We start from the raw sequence: 22,016 nt of genomic DNA on the forward strand, positions 1-22,016 counted from the left end.
TTAGGCTGTTGCGGGAGCCCCGCCTGCAGCCGGTCCAGGTGTGCCGCCACCAGCGGAGTTACCAAAGGCAGTTGCAGTCACTGGCTTGGGTTCCTTAGGAGGACGGCCGGCCATGATGTCATTGATTTGCTCGGCATCAATGGTCTCCCACTCTAAGAGAGCAGCTACCATAGCTTCCACCTTATCGCGGTTCTCTTCGAGGATCTTCTTTGCTAAAGCATACTGACTATCAATTAAGGTACGGATCTCATAATCCACCTTTTGTTGAGTCAACTCAGAAACCGTTTTGTTGTTCATCTTGCCAAACATACTATCTTGTTCGGTATCGACATACACCATAGTGCCTAAGCTATCGCTCATACCATAACGGGTCACCATGTCACGAGCCATTTTGGTAGCGCGCTCAAAGTCATTAGAAGCGCCCGTACTCATCGAGCTCAAGAACACCTCTTCGGCAGCGCGGCCACCAAACAAAATAGCCAACTCCTCCAACATGCGATCTTTGTACAAATTAACACGATCAAACTCGGGTAACTGCCAGGTGACGCCCAAGGCCATACCACGGGGCATGATCGTAACTTTGTGAACCGGATCTGCCTTCGGCAATATCTTAGCTACCACCGCATGACCTGACTCGTGATATGCCGTATTGCGTCGCTCCTCTTCGCGCATCACTGCTGACTTGCGTTCTGGGCCCATGTAGATCTTATCTTTAGCATCCTCAAAGTCTTGCATATCGACCGCACGCTTACTACGGCGCGCAGCAAATAAGGCAGACTCGTTTACGAGGTTCGCAAGGTCAGCACCCGAGAACCCTGGGGTACCCCTGGCCAATACCGCAGGATCAACGTCCGTGCTAATCGGCACCTTACGCATATGCACACGCAGGATTTGTTCGCGACCCCGAATATCTGGCAAGCCAACATGAACCTGACGATCAAAACGACCGGGGCGCAATAAGGCGCGATCCAAGACATCAGAACGGTTCGTTGCAGCGATAACGATGACACCGCTGTTGGTCTCAAAACCATCCATCTCGACTAGCATTTGATTGAGGGTTTGCTCACGCTCATCATTACCGCCGCCCATGCCAGCACCGCGGTGACGACCAACCGCATCAATCTCATCAATGAAGATGATGCATGGTGCATGCTTCTTGGCGTTATCAAACATATCACGCACACGTGCTGCACCTACACCCACAAACATCTCTACGAAGTCTGAACCAGAGATTGAGAAGAACGGCACCTTGGCCTCACCGGCAATCGCCCGAGCTAATAAAGTCTTACCAGTTCCTGGGGGGCCCACTAAGAGAACACCGTGAGGGATACGACCACCGAGTTTCTGAAACTTCTGCGGATCTTTTAAGAAATCCACAATCTCGAAGACCTCCTCTTTCGCTTCATCGCATCCTGCGACATCAGCAAAGGTCACCGAGTTACTGTTCTCATCAATTAAGCGAGCTTTGGATTTACCAAAGGAGAATGCCCCGCCCTTACCGCCACCTTGCATCTGGCGCATCATGAAGAACCAAAAACCAATGATGAGCAATGTGGGTCCGAGGTAATAAAGAGCTGAGACCAAAAGATTTGGTTCGTCTTCGGTCTTACCAGTAACCTGCACACCGTATTTCATGAGATCACCGACCATCCAGATATCGCCTGGAGAGATGAGAGAATATTTATTACCGTCTGCTGGGGTAATTTGCAAAGTACGGCCTTGCACATCTACGCGCTTGATCTTGCCACTTTTGGCGTCATCCATAAATTGGGAATACGTGACCTGATCTTGTGTGCGTGGTTTATCAAACTGCTTAAAGACAGTAAACAAAACCAAGCCAACGATGAGCCAAACACCCACTTTTTGGAACAAATTGTTATTCAAATTACACCTTTGCCGGATTGATCCGGGAGTTATCAGGGCCAAGTCTTAAATGCCTACCCTATGTATTTGATTCTACTACCTACAAAAATCAAGGGTTGAAGGACAAATTTATCCTAAAAAGGCTGGGTTTACTATGCAAAAAGACTTATTTTGGGGTCTTCTGTCTGTTTTACCCTACTTCAGGTAACGCCCTAGCAGAAAGGTTTCAGAGGACTTGTCGCGGGAGGCCTTGGGTTTTCTGGGGGCTACCACCCTAAATACCCCTTTAAAAGTCTCAACTATTTGGCTGTAACCGCTTCCATGAAAGCACTTAATTAAAAGGGCCCCATCGGGCTTTAAATGGCTTTTGGCGAACTCCAAGGCAAGTTCTGCCAAGAGTGCCATTCGAGCAGAATCAGCAACCCCAACCCCAGATAGATTGGGTGCCATATCTGAGAGCACGAGATCAACTTTGCCATGAGCTTCTGGGGGCAAGGCTGCTTCAAGCGCTCTAAGTCCCTCGTCCTCTCTAAAGTCGCCTTCAATAAAGTGTACGTCTGCAATCGGGTCCATTGGCAAAAGATCGATTGCAATGATGCAACCATCTGGCTTGCCAGCGTTCTCAGGGCTTGGATTACGGCGCAGTTCCACGAGACGATTACGCGCATACTGGCTCCAACTCCCTGGCGTACTGCCTAGATCAATAATGGTCATTCCTGCTTTGATGAGGTGATCTTGTGCATCAATCTCGCTTAGTTTGTAAGCGGCACGAGCTCGATAGCCCTCCTTCTGTGCCAACTTCACATAAGGGTCATTTAGATGGTCGTGTAACCAATTTTTATTGAACTTGTTCTTTGCCACGATCATTATTGTCGCTGTTTTCTAAGCAGGCTTCGATAATCCTCTATGATCTCAAGATGACTGCACTGACCTTAAGCCCCGCCCAACGCAAAGCACACCGTGCGAAAGCACATCCTCTTAAACCCGTGATCATGATCGGCAATGATGGGTTCACACCCGCCGTTGCCAAAGAAACAGAGCTTGCTCTGAAGAGCCATGGGCTGATTAAGATCCGAGTTCTCGGTGATGATCGCGATGCCCGAGAGCAAATGCTCCTCGAGATCTGTGACCAGCTCAATGCGGCACCGATTCAGCATATTGGCAAACTGCTCGTAGTGTGGCGTCCCCAAAAATCCAAAGAGGAGAAATTAGCTCCCAGCAAGAAGGTGGCGCGTGCTTATAAAGTAGCTCGAGTTGCCAAGAAGGCTGCCGGCTCACGCATTGGGATGAAGGGAACGAAACACGCGCCTGCAGACAAACCAAAACGTCGCAAGGTACGTCAAGCCAGTCCCAAGAAAGCCGCTCTCAGCTAGCTTGATTTGCACTGCCAAGTGAACGACTTAGGTACCAAACTAAGTAGACCCCCAAGAGGCTTTGTGCCAAAAATATTGCGCTCGATACTCCATGCAAGGTAGAGAACAAACCGGCTAACGGTGAATACCGCACGGGCATTCCTTGCAATAAGGCTTCCTCGCGCAAACTCTCCATCCACGGCATGAGTACAAAGCTACCGACTGCCGCACAAATCAACATGACTAGCAAGATCCACCGAATTGCTCGATAGCATTGCAGCCCGCGACTCACGAGTAAGTTTGCGAGGACCAGTAGACCAACACACACGACTAAGCTGATATAGGCCTCGACCTTAAAGATCGCACCGGCAACCATACCGGCCACCTGTCGATCACTTAAGGTAGCAAATAAGGTGGGAGCTACGAGATAACCAACAGTAATTAAGCTACCAACCCAAAGACTGCAAATGAATAGAAATAATCGTTGGGCAATTTGATGTTGGCTGGAACTGCTATGTATCATATATAGTTACTATGAAATTAATGTGGCCAATTTAGCCAACACCTCATCCATAGTTTGATTTGAAACACTTTCTAATTTTTTTGCTTTTCGTGCCGCCAAGTCCAACACCCTTGGCTGATCACAACGAGCCACACCAGCTGTTTTTGTACCCACCAGGTCAACAGTAAAACCAGCCACTCTTGCAAAATTTCCACCTGTTGTAATAGGTACTACTATTGGGGTCTTAGTTAACTTGTTAAATGGTCCTGGAGAAACAACCAGCACGGGACGAAACCCTTTTTGCTCATGGCCAGAACTTGGATCTAAGGAGACTAAATAAATATCACCCCGATTCATTACAAAATCTCATTACCAATCGGGGTTAGCTCAAGCCACTGCTTATCCTCTTTCGGCATTTTTGCATTAGGGTCGCACTTTGCCAATAAATCAGCTAACTGATAGCTGGGCTTTGAGATTGGCTTCACCACCAATCGACCATTTAATAAGGCAACGTCAACGATAGATCCAGAGGAGATCTTAAGTTCCTCCAAAAATCCCGGTGATACAGCCATCATCACAGAACCGCCTACTTTTCTTAAATGTGTTTGCATGACTAGCTCCTAATAGGTTATATAAAAATATAACATACTTTGCACTACAGTGCAATTATATAAAAATATAACTTATAAGGATTAGGTTCTTAGATATAACGAACGCTTAGGATCTCAACCTCGCGCGCACCCGCTGGGGCTTGCACGCTGACCACGTCGCCCTCTTCCTTACCGATCAATGCCCGTGCAATGGGAGAGCTAATCGAGATCTTATTGGCAGCAATATCGGCTTCATCGTCGCCCACAATCTGGTAGCTCATTTTTTTACCATCATCAAGATCTTCTAAATCAACGGTGGCACCAAAGACCACGCGACCCTCTGCCTCAAGGAGTGAGGGATCTATGATCTGCGCACCCGATAGTTTGGTCTCCAGCTCTTTGATGCGGCCTTCGATAAACCCTTGCTTTTCCTTGGCGGCATCGTACTCAGCATTCTCAGAAAGATCCCCTTGCGCACGTGCTTCGGAGATTGCATTAATCACTGCTGGGCGATCAATGTGCTTGAGACGGTGGAGCTCCTCTTTCAGGAGCTCAGCACCACGCTTTGTAATCGGAATTGTGTTTGCACTCATGCCGCTCAACCCTTAAATCGTTAATTCTGGATTTTAAGCTAGCTAAGCGCAATATGTAAATTTTGTAAGGAATAAACCTCTAAAGAGTCCTTGGCGCGCATTCCCTCCATCACCGCACGGGCTGCACTAATGGTGGTGTAGTAGGTCACGCCATTGGCTTGAGCGGTGGTCCGAATAGAACGGGAGTCTGCAATCGCATTACGAGTCTCATCAACCGTTGTAAAGACCAAGGTGATCTCGCCATTTTTGATCATATCGACAATGTGCGGACGACCTTCCTTAACTTTATTGACAACCGCTACCGGAATATTAGCTGCCGCAATGGCTGCAGCCGTTCCCTTGGTTGCAACCATCGGAAATCCCATCTCATGCAAGAGCTTTGCCACCTCAACCGCTAGGGGCTTATCGCTATCCTTAACGGTAAGAACGACATTACCGCTCTTCGGTAATTTAATACCTGCAGCTAACTGAGATTTAAACAAAGCCTCTCCAAAGGTCTTGCCGACTCCCATTACCTCACCAGTTGAGCGCATCTCTGGCCCTAAGATGGGATCAATGCCAGGGAACTTATTGAATGGGAATACCGCTTCCTTCACTGAGTAATACGGCGGTATTACTTCTTTCGTAATACCCTGTTGCTCAAGGGATTGTCCAACCATGCAGCGCGCTGCAATTTTGGCCAATTGCAAGCCAGTAGCTTTTGAGACATACGGCACAGTTCGTGAGGCGCGAGGATTAACCTCGAGAACATAAATAACATCCTTACCGTCGACATTTTGAATCGCAAATTGCACGTTCATTAAGCCAACCACATTAAGACCCTTGGCCATTGCTGCTGTTTGACGCTTGATCTCAGCCACGGTCTCGGCCGATAAAGAGTAAGGGGGTAATGAGCAGGCTGAGTCGCCCGAGTGCACACCGGCTTGCTCAATGTGTTCCATCACGCCACCGATAAAGACATCCTTACCATCCGAGATGCAATCTACGTCACACTCAATAGCATCGTTTAAGAATCGATCCAGTAGCACTGGTGAGTCATTGGATACCTTGACTGCCTCACGCATATAGCGCTCGAGATCACGGCCATCGTGCACGATCTCCATCGCCCGACCACCTAATACATAGGAGGGACGCACAACTAAAGGATAACCAATCTCTTCTGCTAATTTGAGAGCCTCATCTTCTGCTCTGGCGGTTCGATTGGGCGGCTGACGTAATTTAAGCTCATGCAATAATTTTTGGAAGCGTTCGCGATCTTCTGCCGCATCGATCATGTCTGGGGATGTGCCAATAATCGGCACTCCATTGGCCTCGAGATCCAGAGCTAATTTAAGTGGAGTTTGGCCACCATACTGAACGATCACACCTTTGGGCTTTTCCTTAGCCACAATCTCCAAGACATCTTCTAGGGTGAGCGGTTCAAAGTAAAGACGATCCGAGGTGTCGTAATCGGTAGAAACAGTTTCTGGGTTGCAGTTAACCATGATGGTCTCATAGCCATCGTCGCGCATTGCTAAGGCAGCATGAACGCAGCAGTAATCAAACTCAATGCCTTGTCCGATACGATTAGGGCCACCACCCAAGACCATGATCTTCTCGCGTTGAGTAGGCTGTGACTCGCACTCACCATGCTCTGCCTCATAGGTGGAGTACATATACGCGGTATTGGTTGCAAATTCGGCGGCACAAGTATCAACCCGTTTATAGACTGGAAATACTTGATGGTGATGGCGCGCCTCTCGCACCGCTTTAGCATCGGTCTTCAGTAATTTAGCCAAACGACGATCTGAGAATCCTTTTTGTTTTAAGAAGCGCAACTCGGAAGCATTGATGCTCTTTAGAGTCCGTTCCTTGACTGCATTCTCTAACTCAATTAACTCTTTAATCTGCTCTAAGAACCATGGATCGATCTTACTTTCTGCAAAGACCTCATCAATGCTCATGCCCATGCGGAAGGCATCGCCGACATACCAGATCCGGTCCGGGCCTGGATCACCAATCTCCTGAATGATGTCTTCCAGATCGGTGGATTTCTCATCAAGGCCGTCTACACCAACCTCTAAACCACGCAGTGCTTTTTGGAAAGATTCTTGGAAGGTACGACCGATTGCCATGACCTCACCGACAGACTTCATTTGGGTTGTTAAGCGCGGATCAGCTTCACGGAACTTCTCAAATGCAAAGCGTGGAATCTTCGTGACCACATAATCAATGCTGGGCTCAAACGATGCTGGTGTGGCACCACCCGTAATATCATTTTGCAATTCATCTAAGGTGTAACCCACTGCCAGCTTCGCAGCCACCTTCGCAATTGGGAAGCCTGTTGCCTTGGATGCCAATGCTGATGAACGCGAGACCCGTGGGTTCATCTCAATCACGATCATGCGACCATCCACTGGATTAATCGAGAACTGCACGTTTGAACCACCCGTGTCCACCCCAATCTCGCGCAATACTGCAATCGATGCGTTCCGCATGATTTGATACTCTTTATCGGTGAGTGTTTGTGCAGGCGCAACCGTAATCGAGTCGCCCGTATGCACGCCCATGGGATCTAAGTTCTCAATCGAGCAAACGATGATGCAGTTATCAGCACGATCACGCACCACTTCCATCTCAAACTCTTTCCAACCCAGGAGTGACTCTTCAATCAATAGCTCATGGGTGGGGGAAAGATCAAGACCGCGTTTGCAGATCTCTTCAAACTCTTCGCGGTTATAGGCAATACCACCGCCCGACCCGCCCATCGTGAACGACGGTCGAATTACAACCGGAAAGCCTGAGCTACCGGTCTCTATTTGAATGCGTTGTTGAACGGTCAGCGCCTCTTCCATCGAATGCGCAATACCAGACTTTGCAGAGCCCAAACCAATCTTGGTCATGGCATCTTTAAACTTCTGGCGATCTTCTGCTTTATCAATTGCCTCAGGCGATGCACCGATTAACTCGCAACCGTATTTTTTGAGTACACCATGGCGATGCAAATCAAGGGCGCAGTTAAGTGCCGTCTGACCGCCCATGGTCGGCAATATGGCATCGGGTTTCTCGGTCGCAATGATGCGTTCGACCACTTCCCAAGTAATTGGCTCGATATAAGTGACATCTGCCATCTCTGGGTCGGTCATGATGGTGGCAGGATTACTATTCACCAAGATGACGCGATAGCCCTCTTCACGTAATGCTTTACATGCTTGAGCGCCTGAGTAATCAAACTCACAGGCTTGGCCAATCACAATCGGCCCTGCTCCAATAATTAAGATGCTATGAATATCAGTCCGCTTTGGCATTATTGAGCCCCTTTGCCGGCGGTGTTCATAAGATAGATAAAACGATCAAATAAGTAAGCGATGTCATGGGGGCCAGGCGATGCCTCCGGATGCCCCTGAAAACAAAACGCTGGTTTATCTTTCCAAGCCAATCCTTGTAATGAGCCATCAAATAAAGAAACATGGGTCACTCGCAGATCATTCGGCAAGGTCTTTGCATCCACTGCAAATCCATGGTTTTGCGATGTGATGGCAACGCGACCAGTATCCAAGTCTTTCACCGGATGGTTTGCACCATGATGCCCAAACTTCATCTTCAAGGTCTTCGCACCGGCCGCTAGGCCCATGATCTGATGACCTAAGCAGATACCAAAGGTGGGAATGTTCTTGGCGATGATGCTCTGTGCAGCACTAATGGCATAGTCGCAAGGCTCTGGATCCCCAGGGCCGTTCGATAAAAATACACCATCGGGTTTTAAGGCAAGCACTTCTGATATTGGGGTCTTGGCAGGCACCACGGTTAGAGCACAACCACGCTGTGCGAGCATACATAAGATATTGCGCTTCACACCGAAGTCGTATGCCACGACTCGCTTGCTAGGGTTCTTCATCATTTGATAGGCGGGCTTGCCATGCTCACCGAATAATTGCCACTCACCTTCTTGCCACTCATACGATTTTTGGGTTGTAACCACTTGTGCCAAATCAAGACCCGCCATTCCAGCAAATGATTTAGCAAGCGCTAAGGCGCGTTTTGTGAGTTGTTCTAAATTATCACCCACCTGTCCAGCTACGATCGCACCCGATTGCGCGCCCCGATCACGCAAAATCCGAGTGAGTTTACGGGTATCGATACCAGCAATACCAGGCACCTTCGCTTCGCGCAAATAATGATCCAAGCGATCTTGCGAGCGGAAATTAGAAACACGTGCAGAGAGATCTTTGATGATCAAGCCGGCGGCATACACCTGACTTGACTCCGCATCTTGCGCATTCACACCAACGTTACCGATGTGCGGATAGGTCAATGTGACCAACTGTCTGGCATAACTGGGGTCGGTGATGATCTCTTGATAACCGGTCAGTGCGGTATTGAAGACTACCTCGCCACTGGTTTCACCAGGGGCACCAATACTTTGACCAGAAAAGATGAAACCATCTGCGAGTGCTAATACAGCGGGGGGAAAAGAAGGAAGCAAGGGCGACAAACAATCTCCAATACCCTGTTGCCGTCCAACACTTTTTGCCCCAAAAGACATACCCGAGGCTAAATTGCGGGGAGGTAAGTGTCTTTAAGCGCTAGGGCAAATGTAATAGTTACTAATAGGCGTAATGATACCAGTTCCTTGCCGCTCACTCGGCAAAGTGACTAATGCTTACTCACAAAAAGCTCTGAGAGCCTGTAACTAACTACTTCCCAATCACTTGCTTAATTTGAGCCAAGACCGATTGATCTTCCATAGTGCTGATGTCTCCAGGATCACGCCCTTCCGCAACTGCTTGTAATGCACGGCGAACGATCTTGCCAGAGCGAGTTTTTGGTAAGGCGCTCACCAAATAAACGCGGGCAGGTCTTGCGACTGCCCCGAGTTGTGAGTCAACGGTCTTCATCACTTCAGCTTCCATATTGGCTAGTTTTGTAGGATCTTTGGCGATTACAAATGCAATCGCTACCTGTCCCTTCAATTGATCTTCGACGCCAACCACTGCAACCTCTGCCACATTGGCGTGACTTGAGATGCTTTCCTCGATCTCACGCGTTCCAAGACGATGACCCGCGACATTGATCACATCATCGGTGCGTCCCAAGATAAAGAAATATCCATCTTTGTCTTTAATCGCCCAGTCGAATGTGGAATACACCTGCTTGCCTGGAACTGTTTCCCAATAGGTTTTTGTAAAACGCTGATCATCCCCCCAGACCGTTTGCATACATCCCGGTGGTAATGGTCCTTCAATCGCAACTACACCCTTCTTATCGGGACCAAGCTCTGCCCCGGTCGCCTCATCCAATAACTTCATGTTGTAGCCGTATACCGGGACACCTGGGGAACCAAACTTGTGTGGCATCACCTCAACGCCGCGCTGAATTGCCAAAATCGGCCAGCCGGTTTCTGTTTGCCAATAGTTATCCACAACAGGTTTCTTGAGTGCATCATGAATCCATGATGCCGTGGGCTCATCTAAGGGCTCGCCTGCTAAGAACAAAGTACGCAAGGTAGATAAGTTGTGCTTACTCAAGAATGCTGGATCCTGTTTCTTGAGCACTCGGACTGCCGTCGGTGCAGAGAACATTACCGAGACCTTATACTTTTCTACCAAACTCCACCAAATGCCCGCATCGGGTCGCAGTGGGGTGCCCTCATACATGATCGTGGCCATACCATTAATTAATGGACCATAAATAATGTAGCTGTGACCTACCACCCAACCAATATCGGAGGTGGTGAACATGGTCTCGCCGGGATTACCACCAAAAATTAAGCGCATCGAGCTTGCCAATGCTACGGCGTAACCGCCAGTATCGCGTTGCACGCCCTTCGGTTTACCTGTTGTACCTGAGGTATACAAAATATAAGAAGGATGCGTGGCGTCGACCCACTCCACTGGCACCTTGCTATTTAAATGTTTCTCACGCTCGCTCGCATAATCAATATCACGATTGGCTACGGTACTGTAATCACTTAGGCCGCGGTTCACAATCAAGACCTTTTCAGGCTTATAGCTCGCTAGCGTGATGGCTTCATCTAACAATGGCTTATAGGGAACCGCCTTGCCGCCGCGCATGCCCGCCTCGGCCGTAATAATCATCTTGGGCTTGGCATCATCAATGCGCGAAGCCAAGCTGTGTGATGCAAAGCCACCGAATACCACCGAATGAATTGCACCAATGCGCGCGCAAGCCAACATAGCAAAGCAAGCCTGTGCAATCATTGGCATATAAATCAGTACACGATCACCTTTCACGACCCCATGCGCTTGCAAGATCGCAGCCATGCGATTGACTTCAGCGTGTAACTCCTCAAAAGTATAGGTGCGCTCTTGTTCGGTCTCCGTGGATACTGCAACCAATGCGATCTGCTGCGCACGATCTTTTAAATGACGGTCAACTGCGTTATGGCAGAGATTGGTTTGTCCACCAATGAACCATTTTGCAAACGGTGGATTCGAATAATCAAAGACCTGATCAAAGGGCTTATGCCAATCGACCAATTTGGCTTGCTCTGCCCAAAATCCTTTAGGGTCCTTTATCGAACTCTCGTGAAATGATTTGTAACCGGTGCTCATACCGCATTCCTCTCAAAAAAAGTGGTGGTCATGGGCTTTGGTCTAAGGAGAGGTCTTAACGCCAGCACTCATCCCAGAGCCTGTATTGCTTCCTGTTTTCGCTGATTTTGAAGAACTTGTCGATGGGGATTTCTGCTGAGTACTCGCTATTTTTGGTTTAGCAGTACTTGCCTTTGCATTATTTCCCTGACTGGTCTTGGGTTTAGAGGATGCACCCTTATCCAACTTTAATTGGCCATGCTCGGCCAAATGCACAGGAATATCCGAGTCTTTTCCGGGGGGCTTAGGTATCAAAACCGTGGAACCGGCCCGAATCCGTATCCCCCGTGGAATGTCATTTACATCCCGAATCAACTGCGGGTTCAGGTTTAGACGGGTAGACAATTGCTCGGCGGTCTCACTCTTGGTGATGGTTAAAGCAGTCCAGGAGGACAGTGGCTTGGTATAACTAGCCAAATTCATCTGAAACAGTTCAGCCTGCGCAAACGGTAGAAGCATTTGTTGATCTGCAGCCCCCAAGATAACCGGCTTATTAAACGCAGGATTGAGATTTCTGAAATCTGCCAAGGACATCTCTGCTAGTTGTGCAGCCACTTCCACATCAATATCGCGGGTAACATCAATCGCAACAAAATAGGGGTGGTTCTCTACCTCTGGCAACACAATGCCGTATGCAGCAGGATCGTTCACAATATTTTTGTACGCCATTAATTTAGGCACATACTCACGCGTCTCTCGTGGCATCGTTAAGCTGAGATAGTCTGTTGGCTTACGTTGCGCCTGATTGCGCTTGATGGCTTTAGCAACATTGCCCTCACCCCAGTTATAGGCTGCCAAGGCTAACTGCCAATCACCAAATTGATTGTAAAGTCGTTGCAAATAATCAAGCGCTGCATTGGTCGATTGCAAAACATCGCGGCGCTCATCACGAAAGACGTTTTGAGTTAGCTTGAAATCCTTCCCCGTTCTAGGCATAAACTGCCAAATACCCATTGCCTTAGCGGTTGACTTTGCCTCGGGATTAAAGGCGCTCTCGACAAAGGGTAATAACGCTAACTCGCTTGGCATGTTGCGACGATTTACTTCTTCCACAATATAGAAGAGGTAACGCGAGGAACGCGCCATTGAGCGATCGAGGTAATCAGGGCGCGCTGTAAGCCAGCGGGTTTGCTGAAGGACAAGAGGACTATCTAACTCGGGTAACTGAAATCCCTGACGAATATGGATCCATAAATTATTAGAGGGAGCCATTACATTGCTAACCGACTGTTTACTCAAATCAACGCGGGGCGCCTTAGCAGCTCGGGGGTCGCGCTTGGTATCGGCAGTGGGAGACCATTCATTCCCAGTGCTAGCACAAGCACTGAGCAATAAAACCAGTGCACTACTCACAATAGTTAGGTAGCGACTCAAGTTCATCTTAGAAGCGATCCTTCCAGGCGCGCACCACCGCTAAAACCTCTGCTGGAGTATTCAGCTTCTTGCCAATCACATTTTCTGCAGCAGCGAGGACAGGCTCTTGGTCACAGCGCATGAATGGATTAACGCGTTTTTCGTGAGCAATGTTTGTTGGTACCGTGGGCTGATTACGGTCTCGCAACTGCTGCGCCTCCTTAGCCCACGCTTGTAAGTTGACATTCTGGGGCTCTACTGCGAGCGCAAAACGGATATTCGATAAGGTGTACTCGTGGGTGCAATACACCAAACTATCCTCTGGCAAGGATAAGAACTTTGCCAAGGAGGATGACATTTGGGTGGGAGTGCCCTCAAACAAACGGCCACAGCCTGAGGCAAATAAGGTGTCCCCACAAAAGAGCTTAGGGGTCTCGCCGGGGTTATGGGCAGTATCAGCCACATAGGCAATGTGACCTAAGGTATGCCCTGGAACCTCAAGTACCCCAAGAGAGATTGCGGGCTTAGCAAACTCGACCCGATCCCCCTCGAATAAGGCATGGGTCCGCTCTGGGATGTCCTCTGCAGCAGGGCCATAGATCGGAAACGAGACTCCCCGAGAATGCCCCCACGTCAGTAAATCCTTTAAGCCGCCGATGTGGTCAGCGTGGTAATGAGTGATTAGAATGCCACTAAGGTGAAGGCCTTCTTGCTGAAGGTAGTCAATCGCTGGTTTAGCATCTCCTGGGTCTACCAGGATGGCAGATTGGCTGTCCCGAATGCACCAGATGTAATTATCAGTAAAGGCAGGAATGGGCCAAACGTGTAAGGTCGAATTTGAAGCCATTAGCAAACCCTTGGGACACAAGTCAATCCTTCTATGATAACAAGCACTCCCCCCGATCTGCTGACTGACCACCCCCCCGAGAACTCTTGGGAAACCTGGCTGCAATCTCCGCCTGGGCAATACATCTTGCAATCAGAACAGTTGCTCTTTAATCAAGCGGTCAGCGATGTATTTGGTTATCACGCTCTGCAAATCGGCCTGCCTCAAATGAACACGCTTTCAGAAAGTCGTATTTCACTGAAATTGATGCTATTGCCCCATGGGGTTTCTAAATCAGGAGGTGAATTACCTTACCAACAAATCGAGGGAATACCAGAAGAGTTGCCTTTTGCAAATCAATCGATTGATTTGGTGATCCTGCCCCATGTGTTGGAGTTTGCGAACGATCCGCATCAAATCTTACGAGAGGTGGATCGCGTTTTAATCCCCGAGGGTCGAGTAGTAATCTCTGGATTTAATCCAGCAAGCCTGTGGGGTCTGCGGCAATATACCGGGCGCCTGATTGGTCAAGCCTACCTCCCTAAAGAAGGGCAGTTTATGAGTTTGCTGCGGGTAAAAGACTGGCTCAAGTTATTAGACTACTCGGTCGATCGGGGTCACTTTGCCTGCTACCGTCTTCCGGTTCGCAAAGAAAAGGGGTTGGCCCGCATGGCCTTTCTGGAGAGCATGGGTAATCGTTGGTGGCCCATCTTTGGCTCGGTCTTTTTAATCTCCGCCATTAAACGCCATGCAGGCACCCGACTAGTAGGTCGCGTTCCTAAGTCTGCGCTACAAGCCCTACCGCAATTTAATCCTGCTGCCCAAAATGCCAGTCAACAAAGCTCAGAACAGGTATAAAGACGTCATGAGCAAACCTCACATCACAATCTATACCGATGGCGCATGCAAAGGTAATCCAGGCCCTGGAGGCTGGGGTGCTGTATTGCGTGCCGGCCATCATGAGAAGCATCTGCATGGCGGTGCGCACTCCACCACCAATAATCGGATGGAAATTAGTGCAGTAATCCATGCACTCAAAGCCTTAAAGCAAGCCAGCGTGGTCGAACTCTATACGGACTCACAGTATGTACAAAAAGGCGTAACCGAGTGGCTTACTGGCTGGAAGGCGCGGGGTTGGAAAACAGCAGATAAATCTCCAGTCAAAAATGTCGATCTCTGGCAAGAGCTTGACGCCCTCCTACCTGATCATGAGATCGCATGGCATTGGGTACGGGGCCATAACGGACACCCTGGCAATGAATTAGCCGATCAACTTGCCAATCGCGGGGTCGAGGAGTTCTTAAGCGCCAAATAAACCCATGGCGGGCTAAACCGACACAGACATATCGCTTGTGAGAGAATGGTTTAACTCTATAAATATAAAAGCTATTTAGACCAACGCTGTGACTGAAAAACTATCCAAAATCGAGCAGCTCAAAAAGAAATTGATGTCTTGGGGCTCCGCTCTACTCGCTCGTATTCAGAGTATTGATCTAAAAAATGTCGCAGCCTTTGTGATCAAACACAAGTGGCGCATCCTAATCGTTCTCATTTTGATCTATGCAGGCAATAAAGCCTACGATCATTTTTTTCCGACTGAGGTTAAACGTGGTGGGGTGCAAACAGTCACCACAATGGTTCTGGAGAAAAAAGATGTCCCTCTCGTCATTGAGTCCACTGGTACCGTAGCCGCAGCTAATATCGTCGACATTCGACCGATGATTACAAACACGGTCAAAGAGATCCATATCAAAGAAGGTCAAGATGTTAAGAAAGGACAACTTCTCTTCACCTTGGATGATCGCAATGATCGCGCCAACTATGACAAGGCAAAAGCACTAGCCGATGATGCACAGCGTCAATTACAACGCGCCAAAGAGTTGGTGGCTAAAAACTTTATCTCGAAAGCGGGTCTAGACACTGCAGAGGCTAATGCTAAATCAGCAATGGCCACCGCGCGCGCAGCGGAGGCTCAGCTCTCCTTTGATAGCATTCGCTCTCCAATCGATGGGCGTTCCGGCATTATCAATGTGTTCCCAGGCTCACTCGTGCAGGCGAGTAATGTGGTGGTCTCCAGCACCACCTCAACCGCTACCTCAACGACAGGTGCAATGGTGACGATTACGCAAATCGACCCGATTAATGTGCAATTTATCGTTTCAGAAAACAACATACCCTTACTGATGCAAAACGATATTGCGAACCTGAAGGTCTCGGTGACTGTTGGCAACAATCTCACACAGATCTATGAAGGTAAGGTAATTGTGGTCGACAACCAAGTTGATCCAGCTATTGGTGCTGTCCGTGTCAAGGCGCAGATTCCTAATCAGAAACGCACTCTTCTACCAGGCCAATTTGCACGGATTAAGCTAGAAGCAAATACCCTAAAAGACGCCATTGTGATTCCGTCGCAAGCAGTGGTACTCAATGCCAGGGGTCGTTTTGTATACCTTGTTGGTCAAGACGATAAAGTCAGTCTAAAGCCCATTAAGGTCACTTATGACTACCAAGGCAATGCAGCGATTACTGGGGTCGAGGTTGGTGAGCGTATCGTCATCGAAGGCAAACAGAACTTAAGGCCCGGAGTCAAAATTAGGGAGGCCAAAGTAACTCCACCTAACAAACCTGCCGCAACCGAATCAAAGCCTACTGATGTAAAGCCCTCTGAAGCAAAACCCTCAGAGTCAAAACCCGCTGAGAAAAAATGACGCTCTCTGAGCTATGTATCCGCCGGCCGGTCATGACCGTACTGCTATCGGTGGTCACGGTGGTTGCTGGAGCAATCGCCTACACACGAATTCCAGTAGCAGCGCTCCCTAGCTTTAATACACCGGTCATCTCGGTATCTGCGTCCCTGCCTGGAGCATCGCCTGAGAATATGGCCTCCTCGGTAGCGCTCCCTCTAGAAAAAGAGTTTTCTACCATTGACGGCATTTCGGTGATTAGCTCAGTGAACTCTTTAGGTTCAACCAATATCACCCTTGAGTTTAATAACGATCGCGATATTGATAAAGCAGCGGTTGATGTGCAAGCAGCACTCTTACGCGCTCAGCGACGTCTTCCGATCGAGATGACCGTACCGCCATCCTATCGCAAGGTTAACCCAGCCGATGCTCCGGTCTTAATTGTGGCGATGACCTCACCCTCCATGGATCTATCGGAGCTTAATGACTATGCTGAGAACTTGATCTCGCCGACGCTATCCACCATTGATGGCGTTGCGCAGGTTAATGTCTTTGGTATTAAACGCTATGCAATTCGTGTTCAAGCTCGCCCCGATGCTCTGGCAGTCAATAACCTCACGATGGAAGATTTATCCATAGCGATCAACAAAGCAAACTCCAATACACCTTTGGGTGTTCTTGAGGGACCCCGTCAGCTCTTAACAATTTATGCCAATAAGCAATTAGTGACTGCGCAAGACTTTGCTAATGTCATCGTTGCTCAAAAAAATGGCTTGCCCATTTATCTCCGAGATGTTGCGGAGGTCATTGAAAGCTACGAGAACGTTCGTACCTTAGCCACCACCAATGGTGAACGCTCGATTGCTATTGCCATTCAACGGCAGCCGAACGCCAACACGGTCAAGGTAGTCGATGCTGTAAAAGCAATGATCCCGCAGTTTGAGAAACAACTACCGGGATCCATCAAGTTAACCTTGATTAACGATCGCTCCAACTCAATTCGTGAGGCGATCCATGATGTTAATTTCACCTTGGGCTTAACCGTAGCGCTGGTAGTGCTGGTGATCTTTTTATTCCTCAAGCATATTTCTGCGACAGTTATTCCCTCTCTGAGTCTCCCAATCTCCTTAATTGGGGCCTTCTTCTTGCTCTACTTTATGGGCTATAGCCTCGATAACATCTCATTGCTCGGCATTACCCTTGCAGTTGGTTTGGTTGTCGATGACTCGATCGTAGTGCTGGAGAACATCGTGCGTTACGTCGATGAGGGTATGGATCCACTCAAGGCAGCACTCAAAGGTAGTCGGGAGGTTGGCTTTACGATCATTTCGATTTCTTTATCTTTGGTGGCGGTCTTTATTCCACTCTTCTTTATGGAGGGACCGATTGGTCTGCTATTTAGAGAATTCGCCGTCGTGGTTACTCTAGCTATTCTAGTTTCAGCAGTGGTATCACTCACATTGGTGCCGATGCTTTGCAGTCGCTTTCTACCAAAACCAGGCCAACACCCACCAGAGTTTGCAATTACCACACAGTTTGACCGCTGGTTTAATTGGACTCAGAAAACCTACGTCCACTATTTAGACCTAGCCTTAGAAAAGCGTCAACGCGTTCTCTGGATCGCGATTGCTACTTTTGTGATCACGATCGCTATGTTTATTTTCACCCCTAAAGGCTTTTTTCCGGAGGAGGATATTGGTCAAATTACAGTGACCACCGAAGCCGATCAAGACATCTCGTTTAAAGCCATGTTGGACTTACAAGACAAAGCAGCAGAGATAGTAGCCAACGACCCCAATGTGGCGAACTTTGTCTCGATTCTGGGTGGCAATCTCAGCTCTGGAAGTAATACAGGCCGGTTCTTCATTGTGCTCAAGCCCCGCGGTGATCGCGAATCCATGAAGAAGGTCCTAGAGGGGTTGCGGATAAAGTTTAGAGATCTTCCTGGCCTGCAAGTTTTTATGCGTCCTGTGCAGAATTTACAGCTTGGCGGTCGTGCAAGCAAAAGCCGTTATCAATTTACCTTGCAAAGCGTGGGTTTTGAGGGGGTCAATGAATGGTCCGAGAAGTTGCTCGAGAAAATACGCAGCGACTCCATCTTCCGCGATGTCACCAGCGACTCCCAATTAAAGGGTCTAAATGTTCAAATTGATATTAATCGTGAGAAAGCTGCTCAATCAGGCATAACCATAGCCGATATAAGACAGGCTTTATACAATGCATTTGGGCAACGCCAGGTCTCGACCATCTACACCAGCGTCAATACGTATTACGTGATCTTAGAGACCGCCGAGGATCAGCGCCAGTTTGAAACGGATCTTGCAAAAGTATTTGTGCGAGGACGCTCCACCAATCAACTCATACCGCTATCCAGTCTTGCTTCATTCAAGCGCACTATTGGTCCTACTGCGGTCAACCATCAGGGCCAGATTCCAGCGGTGACTCTCTCCTTTAACTTGGCTCCAGATGTTCCCCTTGGTGATGCAACCGACAAGATTGAGAAATACGTTAAAGACATTCAATTACCGCCCTCCATCATTACAAGCTATGGCGGTGATGCTAAGGTATTTAAAGGTAATCAGGGTGGTCAATTTATCTTGATCATTGCCTCCCTGCTGGTTATTTATATTCTGTTGGGCGTTCTCTATGAGAGCTATATCCATCCCATTACGATTTTGGCTGGTTTACCGTCTGCTGCAATTGGTGCGCTACTTTCACTTTGGATGTTTGGAATGGAGCTCACGATCATCGCCACGATTGGTATTTTGATGCTGATCGGGATTGTGAAAAAGAATGCCATTCTAATGATTGACTTTGCCTTGGATGCACAACGCAATCAAAACATGAGTCCTACCGAGGCAATTCGTTCGGCATGTATTCTGCGTTTCAGACCGATCATGATGACTACCTTGACAGCTATCGTAGGCGCCCTACCCATCGCCCTTGGCTTAGGTGCTGGCGCTGAGTTACGGCAACCTCTCGGGGTGAGCGTCGTTGGTGGATTAATCCTCTCTCAATTCGTTACTTTGTTTATTACACCGGTCATCTATCTCTATCTGGATCGTTGGTCTGGTAACGGTCCCCTTGAAATACCACCCGAGATGCTGAAAGACACCTAAAGACCTTACAATAAGGCATGCGTCAAATTATTCTAGATACAGAGACAACCGGACTTAATCCCGCCACGGGTGATCGGATTATCGAGATTGGTTGTATTGAACTTATTAACCGTCGCCAAACCGGTAAAACACTTCATCACTACATTAATCCAGAGCGTGATATCGCCGAGGGTGCGTTTGCGGTTCATGGACTCTCCAGAGAGTTCTTATCCGACAAACCCTTGTTTGCACATATTGTGGAAGAGCTGACAGAGTTCGTAAAAGATGCCGAGGTTATTATCCATAATGCGCCATTTGACCTGTCATTCCTCAATACTGAATATGCCTTGTTAAAGCGACCGATCTTTACAGAGCATGTTGAGAAGGTAGTGGATACCTTAATCGATGCAAGACGTATGTTCCCAGGAAAGCGTAACTCCTTAGATGCTTTGTGTGAACGCTTTGCGATTAGCAATGAACATCGCACCTTACACGGCGCCTTACTGGATGCTCAGTTATTGGCCGAGGTATATCTCGCCATGACCCGGGGTCAGGAGGATCTCACCATTGATTTAATTGATTACAGTACTAACGGCTTAAATGGTTTAGAACGAGCTCCTCTACCAAGCAATCTAGTTTATTTCAAGGCTAGCGATCTCGACTGTGAGGCACATAGCAAAGCCCTTGAGGATATCGGCAAGGCTAGCAAAAAGACCCCGGTCTGGGGTCTTTAGAACGTCCAACTACTCGTGTGTTAAATCGCTGCAGCGATTGCCTTACCTAAATCCTCAGTACTCGCTTTGCCACCAATATCAGGAGTTAATGGTGCATGCCCCGGTCCTGCCGATAAGACTTTCTCGATTGCATTAAATACCGCTTGACCAGCCTCTGGATAGCCGAGATGGTCTAGCATTAATGCAGCGCTCCATATTTGTCCAATTGGATTTGCAATCTTCTTGCCATAAATGTCTGGGGCAGAGCCATGTACTGGCTCAAACAGGGATGGAAACTTACCCTCTGGATTAATACTGGCCGATGGCGCTACTGCAATCGTTCCGGTACATGCGGGTCCCAAGTCCGAGAGAATGTCGCCAAACAAATTGGAGGCAACCACCACATCAAAACGATCTGGGTTCATCACAAACTGTGCGGTCAAGATATCAATGTGATACTTATCAGTCCGCACATCAGCATAATTTTTTGCCATGACCTCAACCCGCTCATCCCAGTATGGCATGGTAATCGCAATGCCATTCGACTTAGTGGCTGATGTCAGGTGCTTTTTGGGTCGGCTCTGAGCTAACTCATAAGCAAACTTGAGAATACGATCGACACCGTGCCGAGAGAAGACAGATTCTTGCACCACAATCTCACGCTCTGTATCAGCAAACATCTTTCCACCAACTGCTGAGTACTCTCCCTCAGTGTTCTCGCGCACTACAAAGAAATCAATATCGCCCGGTTTGCGATTAGCGAGTGGGCATGGTACTCCTGGTAGTAAACGGACTGGCCGCAAATTAACGTATTGATCAAAGCGACGGCGGAACTGAATCAAGCTGCCCCAGAGTGATAAATGGTCTGGCAAGATATTGGGCATACCAACAGCGCCAAAGAAGATAGCGTCATACTTCATCAGAGTATCAAACCAATTGTCTGGCATCATCTTGCCGTGCTTTTGATAGTAATCGCAACTTGCAAAATCAAAGTGATCAAACTGAAATTGAATCCCGAACTTTCGTGCGGCTGACTCTAGGGCACGAACGCCCTCTGGCATCACCTCTTTACCGATTCCATCTCCCGGAATAACGGCAATTTTTGGATTTACTATTTTTTTCTGGATGTTCATTGCGTACGGTCTCGATTAATGGCTAAAGGATCTGATTTTACTAGCTGATTGCTCGCCGGATCTCACGATCGGCCTTGCGTTCTTTCTCTCTTGCCTCTTCATCGGTTTCTGCGGCTGGAATTGAAAGAGCCGCCTCTACCATTCGTAGATTATCTTTTGGGCAAATAGGAGCTCCGTAACTAGACCAACGCTTTAAGAGGGTTACCTCAAAACCGCACTGCGGGCAGGTCGCTTTATTACGACTTAGATTACTTGATCTTGGGGGTGGAAAAACAATAGCTTGATGGGGATAAGGTCCTAATTTTTGGCTAATGGTCATTAGACGCACTTGCAACTCTTCAGAGGCATGCGCCATGCGAGCTGGCCCCTCTAAACCAACCGATTGGCAAATCCCTTTAAAGTCCTCACCATGACCGCTGTGACAGTCATCCACTGCATGACATAACTCGTGCACCAAGGTATCTAACAATGCAACTGGGTCATCTAATTTCGGTGAAATAAAGATCTCATTAACGCCACCACCCGATCGCTCACGAGGCCAACACTGACCTAGGGTGGTCCGTGGGCTACTGGAGGCTGGAAAACCGCAAGATACTCGAACTGGTGGAATGGCATAGCCTGCCTTTGAGAAAATGGGCTCTAAATGACGAACACCGTCTTGAAGCCAAGCTTCGCGGGTTGTGTGTGGAACGGCTAACTGACTCATGATCTGATTC

19 protein-coding genes are annotated in these 22,016 nt (G+C 48.4%); 6 read left to right on the forward strand and 13 right to left on the reverse strand.

The window, feature by feature from the left end:
* Both ftsH and NKE59_RS06155 read right to left on the reverse strand, forming a co-directional pair.
* Positions 1 to 1,884, reverse strand: a complete 1,884-nt coding sequence (gene ftsH / locus NKE59_RS06150) for an ATP-dependent zinc metalloprotease FtsH (protein WP_353438105.1) — start codon at positions 1,882 to 1,884, stop codon at positions 1 to 3.
* A gap of 174 nt (positions 1,885 to 2,058) precedes the next feature.
* Entirely contained in the window at positions 2,059 to 2,724 is a 666-nt protein-coding gene (locus tag NKE59_RS06155) for an RlmE family RNA methyltransferase (protein WP_353438106.1), read from the reverse strand.
* A gap of 56 nt (positions 2,725 to 2,780) precedes the next feature.
* On the opposite strand from NKE59_RS06155, the gene NKE59_RS06160 reads away from it, so the two are divergent.
* Entirely contained in the window at positions 2,781 to 3,236 is a 456-nt protein-coding gene (locus NKE59_RS06160) for a YhbY family RNA-binding protein (RefSeq protein WP_353438107.1), read from the forward strand.
* Here the strand turns inward: NKE59_RS06160 and NKE59_RS06165 are convergent.
* The 9 genes from NKE59_RS06165 to gloB form a co-directional block, all read right to left on the reverse strand.
* Positions 3,229 to 3,738: a DUF4149 domain-containing protein gene (locus NKE59_RS06165; RefSeq protein ID WP_353438108.1), complete on the reverse strand. Its 510-nt coding sequence runs from the start codon at positions 3,736 to 3,738 to the stop codon at positions 3,229 to 3,231. The genes NKE59_RS06160 and NKE59_RS06165 overlap by 8 nt on opposite strands.
* Before the next feature lie 9 nt (positions 3,739 to 3,747).
* The gene (locus NKE59_RS06170; RefSeq protein ID WP_353438109.1) at positions 3,748 to 4,074 is read right to left on the reverse strand and encodes a type II toxin-antitoxin system PemK/MazF family toxin; all 327 of its coding nucleotides are present in this window, start codon (positions 4,072 to 4,074) and stop codon (positions 3,748 to 3,750) included.
* Complete coding sequence (locus tag NKE59_RS06175; RefSeq protein WP_353438110.1) at positions 4,074 to 4,328, reverse strand: antitoxin; 255 nt, start codon at positions 4,326 to 4,328, stop codon at positions 4,074 to 4,076. Before NKE59_RS06175 ends, NKE59_RS06170 begins: the two co-directional genes overlap by 1 nt.
* Before the next feature lie 89 nt (positions 4,329 to 4,417).
* Entirely contained in the window at positions 4,418 to 4,900 is a 483-nt protein-coding gene (greA, locus tag NKE59_RS06180; protein WP_353438111.1) for a transcription elongation factor GreA, read from the reverse strand.
* A gap of 38 nt (positions 4,901 to 4,938) precedes the next feature.
* Positions 4,939 to 8,187, reverse strand: a complete 3,249-nt coding sequence (gene carB, locus NKE59_RS06185; protein WP_353438112.1) for a carbamoyl-phosphate synthase large subunit — start codon at positions 8,185 to 8,187, stop codon at positions 4,939 to 4,941.
* Complete coding sequence (gene carA, locus NKE59_RS06190) at positions 8,187 to 9,365, reverse strand: glutamine-hydrolyzing carbamoyl-phosphate synthase small subunit (protein ID WP_353438113.1); 1,179 nt, start codon at positions 9,363 to 9,365, stop codon at positions 8,187 to 8,189. Before carA ends, carB begins: the two co-directional genes overlap by 1 nt.
* A 211-nt stretch (positions 9,366 to 9,576) precedes the next feature.
* Positions 9,577 to 11,454 carry a propionate--CoA ligase gene (locus NKE59_RS06195; RefSeq protein ID WP_353438114.1) on the reverse strand — a complete coding sequence of 626 codons (1,878 nt, stop codon included), beginning with the start codon at positions 11,452 to 11,454 and terminating at the stop codon, positions 9,577 to 9,579.
* A gap of 42 nt (positions 11,455 to 11,496) precedes the next feature.
* Complete coding sequence (locus NKE59_RS06200; protein ID WP_353438115.1) at positions 11,497 to 12,873, reverse strand: transglycosylase SLT domain-containing protein; 1,377 nt, start codon at positions 12,871 to 12,873, stop codon at positions 11,497 to 11,499.
* Position 12,874: 1 nt separating this feature from the next.
* Positions 12,875 to 13,693, reverse strand: a complete 819-nt coding sequence (gene gloB / locus NKE59_RS06205) for a hydroxyacylglutathione hydrolase (RefSeq protein WP_353438116.1) — start codon at positions 13,691 to 13,693, stop codon at positions 12,875 to 12,877.
* Between the two features lie 33 nt (positions 13,694 to 13,726).
* Here gloB and NKE59_RS06210 point away from each other — a divergent pair, with 33 nt between their 5' ends.
* The 5 genes from NKE59_RS06210 (at position 13,727) to dnaQ (ending at position 20,188) form a co-directional block, all read left to right on the forward strand.
* Positions 13,727 to 14,530 (forward strand): class I SAM-dependent methyltransferase, encoded by an 804-nt coding sequence (locus NKE59_RS06210; protein ID WP_353438117.1) that lies wholly within the window; start codon positions 13,727 to 13,729, stop codon positions 14,528 to 14,530.
* A 7-nt stretch (positions 14,531 to 14,537) separates the two neighbouring features.
* Positions 14,538 to 14,987, forward strand: coding sequence for a ribonuclease HI (gene rnhA, locus NKE59_RS06215; RefSeq protein WP_353438118.1), 450 nt, complete (start codon positions 14,538 to 14,540; stop codon positions 14,985 to 14,987).
* An 88-nt stretch (positions 14,988 to 15,075) separates the two neighbouring features.
* Complete coding sequence (locus NKE59_RS06220) at positions 15,076 to 16,380, forward strand: efflux RND transporter periplasmic adaptor subunit (RefSeq protein WP_353438119.1); 1,305 nt, start codon at positions 15,076 to 15,078, stop codon at positions 16,378 to 16,380.
* Positions 16,377 to 19,475 carry an efflux RND transporter permease subunit gene (locus NKE59_RS06225; RefSeq protein ID WP_353438120.1) on the forward strand — a complete coding sequence of 1,033 codons (3,099 nt, stop codon included), beginning with the start codon at positions 16,377 to 16,379 and terminating at the stop codon, positions 19,473 to 19,475. Before NKE59_RS06220 ends, NKE59_RS06225 begins: the two co-directional genes overlap by 4 nt.
* Positions 19,476 to 19,492: 17 nt before the next feature.
* Positions 19,493 to 20,188, forward strand: a complete 696-nt coding sequence (gene dnaQ, locus NKE59_RS06230) for a DNA polymerase III subunit epsilon (RefSeq protein ID WP_353438121.1) — start codon at positions 19,493 to 19,495, stop codon at positions 20,186 to 20,188.
* 20 nt (positions 20,189 to 20,208) lie between these two features.
* Here the strand turns inward: dnaQ and NKE59_RS06235 are convergent, their stop codons facing one another.
* Both NKE59_RS06235 and NKE59_RS06240 read right to left on the reverse strand, forming a co-directional pair.
* Positions 20,209 to 21,282, reverse strand: coding sequence for a tartrate dehydrogenase (locus NKE59_RS06235; RefSeq protein WP_353439924.1), 1,074 nt, complete (start codon positions 21,280 to 21,282; stop codon positions 20,209 to 20,211).
* 58 nt (positions 21,283 to 21,340) lie between these two features.
* A complete protein-coding gene (locus tag NKE59_RS06240; RefSeq protein WP_353438122.1) occupies positions 21,341 to 22,006 on the reverse strand; it encodes a SprT family zinc-dependent metalloprotease in 666 nt (221 codons plus the stop codon).
* Between the last annotated feature and the right edge of the window lie 10 nt (positions 22,007 to 22,016).

Origin of the sequence: Polynucleobacter sp. UK-FUSCHL-C3 (assembly GCF_040409815.1) — a bacterium.
Classification (GTDB): Bacteria; Pseudomonadota; Gammaproteobacteria; order Burkholderiales; family Burkholderiaceae; genus Polynucleobacter.

Excerpts from the sequence above, each read along its gene's own strand:
- NKE59_RS06160 (WP_353438107.1), top strand. The coding sequence starts at position 2,781 with ATGACTGCACTGACCTTAAGCCCCGCCCAACGCAAAGCACACCGTGCG.
- NKE59_RS06165 (WP_353438108.1), bottom strand. The coding sequence starts at position 3,738 with ATGATACATAGCAGTTCCAGCCAACATCAAATTGCCCAACGATTATTT.
- NKE59_RS06170 (WP_353438109.1), bottom strand. The coding sequence starts at position 4,074 with ATGAATCGGGGTGATATTTATTTAGTCTCCTTAGATCCAAGTTCTGGC.
- NKE59_RS06175 (WP_353438110.1), bottom strand. The coding sequence starts at position 4,328 with ATGCAAACACATTTAAGAAAAGTAGGCGGTTCTGTGATGATGGCTGTA.
- greA (WP_353438111.1), bottom strand. The coding sequence starts at position 4,900 with ATGAGTGCAAACACAATTCCGATTACAAAGCGTGGTGCTGAGCTCCTG.
- carB (WP_353438112.1), bottom strand. The coding sequence starts at position 8,187 with ATGCCAAAGCGGACTGATATTCATAGCATCTTAATTATTGGAGCAGGG.
- NKE59_RS06195 (WP_353438114.1), bottom strand. The coding sequence starts at position 11,454 with ATGAGCACCGGTTACAAATCATTTCACGAGAGTTCGATAAAGGACCCT.
- NKE59_RS06200 (WP_353438115.1), bottom strand. The coding sequence starts at position 12,873 with ATGAACTTGAGTCGCTACCTAACTATTGTGAGTAGTGCACTGGTTTTA.
- gloB (WP_353438116.1), bottom strand. The coding sequence starts at position 13,693 with ATGGCTTCAAATTCGACCTTACACGTTTGGCCCATTCCTGCCTTTACT.
- NKE59_RS06210 (WP_353438117.1), top strand. The coding sequence starts at position 13,727 with ATGATAACAAGCACTCCCCCCGATCTGCTGACTGACCACCCCCCCGAG.
- rnhA (WP_353438118.1), top strand. The coding sequence starts at position 14,538 with ATGAGCAAACCTCACATCACAATCTATACCGATGGCGCATGCAAAGGT.
- NKE59_RS06225 (WP_353438120.1), top strand. The coding sequence starts at position 16,377 with ATGACGCTCTCTGAGCTATGTATCCGCCGGCCGGTCATGACCGTACTG.
- dnaQ (WP_353438121.1), top strand. The coding sequence starts at position 19,493 with ATGCGTCAAATTATTCTAGATACAGAGACAACCGGACTTAATCCCGCC.
- NKE59_RS06240 (WP_353438122.1), bottom strand. The coding sequence starts at position 22,006 with ATGAGTCAGTTAGCCGTTCCACACACAACCCGCGAAGCTTGGCTTCAA.